The organism is Ruegeria sp. HKCCSA071, assembly GCF_017872555.1.
In the GTDB taxonomy this organism is placed as follows: Bacteria; Pseudomonadota; Alphaproteobacteria; order Rhodobacterales; family Rhodobacteraceae; genus Ruegeria.
In genome coordinates this window covers 1-9,574 of sequence record NZ_JAEDOX010000024.1, presented here as the reverse complement: position 1 = coordinate 9,574, position 9,574 = coordinate 1, and the positions used below count along the sequence as shown (strand labels likewise).

Annotated in this window: 6 protein-coding genes and 2 pseudogenes; 4 read left to right on the top strand and 4 right to left on the bottom strand. The window is 55.3% G+C overall.

The window, feature by feature from the left end:
* Positions 1 to 1,059, bottom strand: a 1,059-nt coding sequence (locus I9188_RS20025; RefSeq protein WP_209599752.1) for an alpha/beta fold hydrolase, incomplete at its 3' end; no start/stop codon positions are given.
* A gap of 294 nt (positions 1,060 to 1,353) precedes the next feature.
* Here I9188_RS20025 and I9188_RS20020 point away from each other — a divergent pair.
* On the top strand, positions 1,354 to 2,619 hold the full coding sequence (locus I9188_RS20020) for a TAXI family TRAP transporter solute-binding subunit (RefSeq protein ID WP_209506726.1): 1,266 nt from the start codon (positions 1,354 to 1,356) through the stop codon (positions 2,617 to 2,619).
* 310 nt (positions 2,620 to 2,929) lie between these two features.
* Here I9188_RS20020 and I9188_RS20015 read toward each other — a convergent pair.
* Together I9188_RS20015 and I9188_RS20010 are read right to left on the bottom strand one after the other, a co-directional pair.
* Positions 2,930 to 3,630: pseudogene (locus tag I9188_RS20015) on the bottom strand (IS6 family transposase).
* 329 nt (positions 3,631 to 3,959) lie between these two features.
* A complete protein-coding gene (locus I9188_RS20010) occupies positions 3,960 to 5,333 on the bottom strand; it encodes an aspartate aminotransferase family protein (protein WP_209599751.1) in 1,374 nt (457 codons plus the stop codon).
* A gap of 457 nt (positions 5,334 to 5,790) precedes the next feature.
* Here I9188_RS20010 and I9188_RS20005 point away from each other — a divergent pair, with 457 nt between their 5' ends.
* Positions 5,791 to 7,608, top strand: a complete 1,818-nt coding sequence (locus tag I9188_RS20005) for an amidohydrolase (protein WP_209506724.1) — start codon at positions 5,791 to 5,793, stop codon at positions 7,606 to 7,608.
* A 139-nt stretch (positions 7,609 to 7,747) separates the two neighbouring features.
* On the opposite strand, the pseudogene I9188_RS20000 reads toward I9188_RS20005, so the two are convergent.
* Positions 7,748 to 8,457 (bottom strand): annotated as a pseudogene (locus tag I9188_RS20000) (IS6 family transposase).
* Between the two features lie 48 nt (positions 8,458 to 8,505).
* On the opposite strand from I9188_RS20000, the gene I9188_RS19995 reads away from it, so the two are divergent.
* Positions 8,506 to 8,730 carry a hypothetical protein gene (locus I9188_RS19995; protein ID WP_209506723.1) on the top strand — a complete coding sequence of 75 codons (225 nt, stop codon included), beginning with the start codon at positions 8,506 to 8,508 and terminating at the stop codon, positions 8,728 to 8,730.
* Between the two features lie 63 nt (positions 8,731 to 8,793).
* On the top strand, positions 8,794 to 9,574 hold a 781-nt coding region (locus tag I9188_RS19990), incomplete at its 3' end, for a transposase (RefSeq protein WP_245223761.1).

Below are 9,574 nucleotides of genomic sequence, written 5' to 3'. Positions count from 1 at the left end.
CAGTTCGCGGAACTCGCTTCTTAAACCCGCTGCCACAGCCCGTTCTCTTCTTCCCACCGAAACTTCGCAACAGAGCCGTCGAGAGATCTGGTTTGCGCAGACGTCATCGTGGCGGTTCATAAGGTCGCGCCAATTCTCATCACCGATACGTGCTTGTTGTGAAGTGGACGCGACGAGATCTGAGAATAGAACGGTAGCAAGGGTGCGCTTGGGTTGGATCGTCGCCGGTGCTTCGCCGGTGACAAACTCGACGATTGCGGCCGCGTAGCTGTCCACGTCGCCTTCCCATGGCACATGCTCGTGGCCGGGTATGGTTTTGTATTTAGTGGATGGCATCAAACGCAGAAAATCCTGGGCGCAATCAGCCCCGTTGGGTTCTTCGAATTCGCGATGTATGACCAAAGTAGGTTGCGATATAGAAGGAAGCAATTCCCGGATATCTATCCGGGCAGCCAATTCGAACAGGTTGGCGACTGTAATAGGGGTCGCGCTCATCCTTTGGAAATGCGCCCATGCTTCCTGAGCTTCAGCATCGTCCTCACTTGGGCCAAAAGCCGAAAATGGGTGAGGTTTATAGAGCTTTCCCCAATTCTCGCGGAACTGTTTCAACGCGATTTTAAGGCTTTCTGGGGTCAGGTAACCGCGAGTTAGACGGCCTTGAGCGTACCCACCGCACAAAGCCAGACGTTCGACTCGCTCGGGGCGCATCGCGGCATAGACACAGGCAAGTGAGGCCCCCTCGGAGAAAGCAATGACCGTGGCTGAGGTCATTTCAGTGACATCCATCACAGCCTCTATATCCATGACGCGCTCTTCAAGGGTTGGTGTCCCCTGAATGCGGTCTGACATGCCGTTGCCGCGTTTGTCGAAGGTCACCAATCTTCCCACCGAGCTAAGAGCTGTCATCCACTGCAGGTAGCCCGGATTTTCCATGGACGCTTCTAGATGCGAAATCATTCCGGGGACCAACACAAGATTGCGCGGCCCATCGCCCCAAACTTGATAGGCGATGGATAACCCGTCGCTTTCGGTGAAAAGGGTCTCCACATTGGCAGTCATGCGCCCCTCCCAGTCGTTCTCTGGCCAATCCTCCGCCCATATTTTCAATGTGGTTCGCGACGGAGCCAGCGCATGATCATATTGAAGTTCGAATGGCCTATCGGTCAATGATCTCTTTGGTTGAACGCAAAGTGCGTCATGCAAGGAATGTAATAATCAGGTAAAAACCCGAGGTCTGCATTCCGGCGAATGAACTTTCAAGTGCTACCCACTGTGATCGGTTTCTCGTTGGCAAAAAGATTGCTATCAAATGAGAACGAATTATCGATTCCGATCATCTGAATGTGAGAATAAATGCGCTTAGCTCTTTTCATTCTCTTTCCGATTATGTTTATCGGGTTGCTTGTTTTTCTGATCATTGGCTTGAAACCGCCCAACAGTATCAAGCTGGCTGCTGGCATAAGCGGCGGCGGATATTGGCAAGTTGGACAACTCTACAAAGCAGAACTTGCACGTGACGGCATTCAGGTGATTTTAGTTGAAACCGAGGGGTCCGTTGAGAACATTCAGAAACTTGTTTCTGGCGAAGTGGATGCCGCATTTGTTCAGGGTGGCCTGGAAATACCTCAGGACGAAAACTTACAGTCTTTGGGCGCCATTTTTCTTGAACCATTGGTGGTGTTCCGCGGAAAGTCTAGTCCAGTCGGGGCCAATGCAGGAGAATGGGGAGACATTCGATTAGCTGCAGGAACCAAGGCGTCCGGTACTCGCGCCGCCGCTTTAGCGCTAATTGAGGCCGCCGAGTTGCAAAATGTCGGCATAAACCTTGTCGATGTCGGGGGCAATGATGCGATAGAGGCGTTAAATGCCAACGAAGCGGATGCAGCGTTGTTTGTCGCTCCACTCGATGCGCCTTACCTTATGGATGCAATTTTTGATCCAGAAATCATTTTCGTCCCTATGGCTTTGGTCGATGCCCTTGCATTGAAACTTTCCGGAGCGAATTCGGTAACTGTACCGGCAGGATCAATCACACTTGACCCTCCGAGACCACCAGAGGATGTCAAGATCTTGGCATTGCGAGCTTCACTTATCGCCGCATCCGATCTGCACCCTGCAGTAACCGATAGGTTAGTGAATGCAGCAAAGAACATTCATAGCGAACCTAATATTTTGCAAAGTGCGCGCGAGTATCCAAACACGGCTTCACCGCCTGTACCACTGAACAAAATTGCCACAGAACTCATAAACTCCGGGCCAAACTTTTTGCATGGCGTCTTGCCATATTGGATCGCAGCGCAGTTTGGCAGCGTACTGTTATTGCTGTTGCCTTTGTTGTTCTTAGTACCGTTTTTGCGGATCGTCCCGTCCAGTTACGTGTGGTTTCAAAAGCGGCGGGTCTGGCGTTTTTATCAGCGTATCACGGCGCTTGAGGAGGAACTCAGCAAGGCACAGACAACAACTGAAGTAGACGAAGTCGCCAAAAATATCGAAGACGTGGACACCGCCCTTGCAAATCTGAATCTGCCGCTTGCATACCGCCAGGGAGCATATGATGCACGTTTGCACATAGACCTAATTCGACAGGAGATTGCACGTCGTCAAACTGCAAAAAATTGATGAAACCTCAACGTTCGCAAGCAAACCACGCTGGAATACCTTTTTGATTTGAGACTTCGATAGATGCCTGTGCTTTAGTTATCGCGTGTACGCCGCTTTGGGGTCGCAGCCATCGTTCGCAGAGATTTGTTGAGCGGCGGCTGTGCTGGACGAATAGAGTTCAGATTATGGGTCATAGTTACTTGTATTGATATTGAGCGTTGTAAGGTTTGAACAAAATATGAGATTACGAAATGTTCCGTTTAGCATCTATTTTGACGGTGTTGTCACGTTAATTCCCGGACCGCCAAGGAATACTGTTTTATGAAATTCAAGCTGCTTGAGTGGCAGCATTCCAGGCGTCAAATGCCTCGAGACGGTGATATCGGACTGTAAAGGCGGAGCGGCGGCGAGCGGGGACGCTGAAGCAATTGCGGATTGCTGAGTGGGCCGCCACGAACCTTTGCAACCATCCTGGAGAGCGATGCCTTGCATCGTCCTTTCCCGCTTTCGGAAAGGGAGATGACTGTTTTCAGCTCGATTGTTGAGGCCTTAGTGCGACCAATGATCCAAACTTTGCGCGACCTCTCGCTTGGCGGCACCATACGAGCGTAGTTTGTCCGTAATGACCCGCTTGGGAATGAAACCAAGACACTTTATCAGGCGGCGCAACAGCCGTTTTGCCGCCCATTTGTCCCACCTGGGTTGGAGGATTTCCTCCAGCACGACGCCATGCTGATCAACCGCACGCCAAAGCCAATACTTGCGCCCCGCGATTCTCACGGCAACTTCATCCAGATGCCAGACATCACCTGGACGGTTCAGTCTCTGCCGCAGATTTCGAGCTACCGCCGACCCGAATTTGATGACCCAACACCGGACAGTTTCGTATGATACATCGATCCCGCGCTGCAGCAGCATCTCTTCAACTTCCCGCAAGCTCAGATTAAAGCGAACGTACAGTCACACTGAGTGCGCGATGAACTGAGGAGGAAATCGGTGACGCTTGTAGCAGATTGATGATGACTTTATCGATGTCACCTACCCCCAAGTCATATCATCGGCAACCGAACGTCAATTAACGTGACAACACCCCTCCAACACCTCCGCGTCCATCGCCGTCACAAAGTCAGCCGAAAACGCTCTTTCCCCGTAAGTGGCGCCCAGACCCCGCGGCTTCCTCCCTGAGAGATTTTCCAACGCGGGCCACAGTCGAGCCAAGCCGAAACCTCACACCCTGGCCCGCATCAGAAAATCTTCATCAGCGCGGTCATTCGGCAAAGTTCAGTGAGCGACCGCTACGCGGGACGAACCGGACATTAAAATCGGCGAAATGAATGTCCGGTTCCGGGTGGTAACGATTAACCTAAAACTGCGCCGACCGCTTTCGCCGTGGCGGCAACGATCTCGTCTGCTTCTGCGGTGGTCAGACAAAACGGCGGCGCAAAGCCCAGAATGTCACCTTGCGGCATGGCGCGGGCGATGACCTTGCTTTGCTCTAGCATCTGTGCTGATAGCTGCGGCCCAATCTTGTCGGCGGGATCAAAGAAGGTCCGATTGTTTTTGTCTTTCACAAACTCGACCGCGCAGAGTAACCCATCACCCCGCACATCTCCCACATTCGGGTGGTCGGACAACACGTCTGACATGGCCTGGTTCAAATAAGCGCCGACCTTGCCTGCATTCTCGACCAAACCCAGTTCATCAATCAGCTTCAGATTTGCGACGCCAGCTGCAGCGCCGATGGGGTGGGCGGAATAGGTCCAGCCGTGGCCAATGGAGCCGTTTTCGTCGGTACCTTGTTCCAGGACCTGCCAGACTTTGTCTCCGACAATCGATCCCGACAAAGGCGCATAGGCCGAGGTCAGCCCCTTGGCGATGGTGATAATGTCGGGCGTGATCCCGTAATGGTTCGAGCCAAACATGGTGCCCAAACGGCCAAAACCGGTCACGACCTCATCCGCAATGAGAAGAATGTCATGCTTGCGCAAAACAGCTTGGATCGCCCCCCAATAACCTGCGGGCGGGGGAACGATGCCACCTGTACCAAGGATCGGTTCCCCGATGAACGCCGCAATCGTTTCTGCGCCTTCGCGCTCAATCAACGCCTCTAGTTCGGCAACGCAGTGGGCGACGAATTGCTCTTCGGATTGTGATTGGTCTTCCCGCCGGAAGAAAAATGGCGCTTCTGTATGGATCACCTGTTCGACAGGCAGATCAAAATTCTTGTGGAACAGCTCAAGCCCAGTCAGAGATCCGGTCACGAGACCCGACCCATGATACCCGCGCCAGCGCGATATGATCTTCTTCTTTTCAGGGCGACCAAGGATGTTGTTGTAGTACCAGACCAGCTTCACATTGGTTTCATTGGCGTCCGATCCGCCCAGCCCGAAATAGACCTTGGACATGCTTGTGGGCGCGCGGTCAAGGATCATTTTTGCCAGCGTGATTGAGGCTTCCGTCCCGTGGCCAACATAGGAATGGTAGTAGGCCAATTCATGTGCCTGATCGGCAATCGCTTCGGCGATCTCGCTGCGGCCGTAGCCGACATTAACGCAGTAAAGCCCGGCAAAAGCATCGAGTAGTCGTTGACCATCTCGGTCTTCGATATGAACACCAGAGGCGGTCTTTATGACGCGACCGGGACTTTCACCCCGTGCGTGTTGTGCCAGATGTGTGGACGGATGAAAGAAAGCTTCACGGTCCCATTGTTCGAGTTGATCATTTTTCAGCAATTGGCTCCCCTTTTTTGGCCAAGACGGCGCGCCGCCTGTTTGAAGTTATGGAGCTGTGGTTTGCGCGGTCAGCTGACACTTTGCCGGGTCACAAACGGAGGGCTCCGTTCATCCCAACAGCAGCGCGCAATGCCTTTATTGCTGAGCACATCATTTATAACATGTTTTGCATCTGCGGGAAGCCATCATTCCTTCGTAAGGCAGCATCGGTCAAAACGACAACCCAACGTTGACCGAAGCAATGTATCACAGAATTCTGCAAGCGCTCCTGTGTCAGCCATGAGCCCACTCCAGCCATTATCCTTGCGCAAATATTGTCCAAGTTTCCGGGTTCTTGAACAAGACTGAATTGTGATTTTCGGAAAGACTGGTGGCAGGCGAATCAAGGCCTGCGCAGGGCTCGAATAAGGCCGGCGGGGAGGACGCCTGAGTCGAAGCAACCAAATTGGAAACAAGCATGTTCAAGAGCACTTTTTCAGCAACCCTATTGGCCGGCACTTTACTGGCGACTGGAACGGCATGGACGCAGGAGATCGCCGACACGATCTACACAGGCGGGCCGATCCTGACGATTGATGATGCCGGAACCAATACCGAAGCCGTGGCCGTTCGGGATGGCCGTATCATCGCCGTGGGGACCGCGTCCGATGTAATGGCGCATCGCGGCGATGAAACCGAGGTCTTTGATCTAGGTGGACGCGCCATGCTCCCGGGCTTCGTGGACAGCCATGGCCATGTCATCATGGGAGGGCTGCAGGCGCTGTCGGCCAACCTGCTCGCACCTCCCGACGGGCCGGTGACGGACATACCCAGCCTGCAATCGGCCCTATCCCAATGGGTCGAGGACAATCGGGGCATCGTGGACCAGGTGCAAGTGATCGTCGGTTTCGGATACGACAATGCCCAACTCGCCGAGCTGCGCCATCCCACGCGTGAGGAGCTCGACGCGGTCTCGGCCGAACTCCCGATCATGATCGTGCACCAATCTGGCCATATCGGCGTTGCCAATTCGAAGGCGCTCGAAATTGGCGGCGTTACCGCACAGACCGAGGCGCCGCCCGGCGGCGTCATCCGCCGGGATGCAAACGGCGAGCCGAACGGCGTCCTCGAAGAGTACGCATTCTTCACGGTGTTCGCGCCATTGATGGCCGGGCTGGGCAATGAGGCGCTCGAGGCGTTTGCCCGAGCCGGCGCAGACCTATGGGCGAGTTTCGGGTACACGACTGCGCAGGAAGGACGCGCGACGCCGGAGGTGGTCGAGGTGGCCAGACGCGTTGCCGCCGAGGACGGCCTGCCGGTCGATGTGGTGATCTTTCCCGACGTTTTGGAGGCCGCGGACTATATCTCCGAAAACACCTCTCGGGATTACGTGGATGGCGTACGGGTCGGTGGCTGCAAGTTGACAATCGACGGTTCGCCTCAGGGCTTTACGGCGCTGCGCGACCGCCCATATTACGATCCGGTCGGGGATTATCCGCCGGGCTACCTGGGCTATTCCGCCATCACCATGGAACAGACGCAGCAGGCCATCGATTTCTGTTTCGAGAACGGGCTGCAGATCCTCACCCATTCCAACGGAGAAGGCGCATCGGACATGCTGATAGCCGCACTCGGCTCGGCGCAGGAGCGTCTTGGCGATCCGGGCAATCGACCCGTCCTGATACACGGCCAGTTCCTTCGCGAGGATCAGGTCGACGCACTTAATCAACTCGGTGTTTTCCCTTCGCTGTTTCCCATGCATACCTTTTACTGGGGAGATTGGCACCGCGATCATACTGTGGGTCCGGTCAATGCCGAGAACATTTCGCCCACCGGCTGGGTCCACCAGCGTGGTATGATGTTTGGTACGCATCATGACGCTCCGGTCGCTTTCCCCGACAGCATGCGGGTACTTGCGGCAACGGTCACGCGCCGCACGCGATCAGGCGACATACTCGGCCCACATCAGCGCGTTGACGTGATGACCGCGCTCAGGGCAATGACGATCTGGCCCGCCTGGCAGCACTTTGAGGAAGACGACAAGGGCAGCATCGAAATTGGCAAGCTGGCGGATTTCGTCATCCTTTCCGACGATCCGACCGCTGTTGACCCTGAAACTCTGGCCGATCTTCAGGTCATGGTGACGATCAAGGAGGGTGATATCGTCTATCAGGCAGAGCCGGGCGTGCGTGAGGGCCGTCTCGACCGTTCATTCTTCCCGAGGGATCCGGGCATGGCGCACGAGTTCCTTCATGCCATGTACGAAGCGATGAGCGAGCATAGCCACGAGTTCTAGGCGCATTACGGTGGTCGCCGGGTCGGATACGGCCTGGCGGCGCTACTCTCTCCGTACAGCCTGCGCCCTGACCGGAACGCTTAATAGGGTATTGTCAGGTTGTTTTTGCGCCGGGCAAGAGCGGGGTGGAATGCTGGTATCAAGCGGCCAAGTCGTTTGCATACTCGGTCCAAAGCTCGAATGCATCGGTTCGGGCGTGGCGGTAGGAACGGGCTGAAAGACGGTGTCGTTTGGGGCGGAATAGTGCGGCGGTTTGATCGTGGACCGACAAGAACCGTTGCGCCTGACCGGACGACTTAAACCAGCCCATTACTTTCTCTCACCCTCGCGTATGTCTGTGAGAAGCCTCGGCGCAATTGTTTAACCCCCTGTGCTGGCGAAACTCAATCCCTGGGGCCAGTTCCGCTATTGCCGCCCCGTAGGAGTGCAGCTTGTCGGTGATAACTACCCTTGGTCGGCCCCAAACCTTGAATAGTTTCCTGAAGAAGCGCTTTGCGGCAGCTTTGTTCCGGCGGGATTGAACCAAAACGTCCAGAAGTCACCATTGACATCAACCGCGCGCCAGAGCCAGTGTTTACGCCCCTTGATTGGCACCACGACCTCATCGAGATGCCATTTACCAGCAGGACGCGGTCGATCCCGTCGGACCTTTACGGCAAACTGAGCCCCAAAGCGTGCCACCCAGTCCCGGACAGTTTCGTAAGAAACCGCGATCCCGCGAGAGGCCAAAAGATTCTCAACATCACGCAGGCTGAGTGCTAACCGATGGTACGCCCAGACTGCGTAGCCAATGACCGAGCGCGGGAAACGAAAACCCTTGAGGCGCGAAAGATCAGACAGATACAACATGGCAGCGCGCTACAACGACGAGACCGCTTCAACAACCTGACAATGCCCGTGGATCTGTCTCTCGACCGGGCTCAGCTCGGTTTCGAGGACGCACGTGACCCCGAGCACCCTGCCCTTTCCGGCAAAAAACAAAAGCAACTGCTGCAGGATCTTCAGGATACGGCCACCAAAGTAGTCTCAGGACCGCTTCTGAAAGAAACCAAGATCAAGTTTGGCGCCGCGCTGGATCAGCACTTTTCCCTGTCGGTCGATCCTAATGATGCACAAACCTGAGCGTGTTGCACAAATCGTTTCCGATGCGTAGCTGGTCCTTCGAATTGACTGCGGGATGCTGGGATGCCAATCAAATTCAATGCGTCGCGGCGGGATAGGTTTGCGAAGGCAAAGTACCGTGTGACGAACTGGGCCGAATACAATGAGGCGCTCCGCCTGCGTGCGCAAACACTTCTGATCGTGTCTGACATCCGCACGGTCGGTGGACCGATCACGCTGGTTGCAGACAGCACCGGGCTGCGTGTCCACGGTGGCCGAGACTGGATGCGGGAGAAGCACGGGCTGCCAAAGGCCCGCAAGGCATGGCGCAAACTGAATATCGGGTTAGGCCCGGAGAACGGCGAACTCGTCGCGTCACGTCTAGAATCCGAGCATGTCGAAGATCCCGGTGCATTGCCTGATCTTCTCGCCGAAATGGCCGGCCTTGTTCACCGTTTCATCGCGGACGGTGCTTATGACGGTACACCATCCGCCGCAACGATCCGGCAAACTTTCGGTGCTGATGTCGAGCTGATCATTCCGCCGCCGAAGAACGCCGTTCCCGGAGAGTGCGCCGCGTGCAACGCCCATATCGACATGATCGCCAATGAAGGTCGTATGGCCTGGCAGAAGGCCACTGGCTGTGGCCAAAGATCACGCGGCGAGGTCCAGATCGGGCGTTGCAAACAAGTCATCGGATCAAAACTGCGTAGCCGCAAATTGGAGACCCAGACAACCGAAACCAAGATCGCTGTCAAAGCTCTCAACCGCATGACCCATCTCGGTCGGGCTCTGTTGCGAAGTTTCGGTGGGAAGAAGAGAACGGGCTGTGGCAGCGGGTTTAAGAAGCGAGTTCCGCGAACTG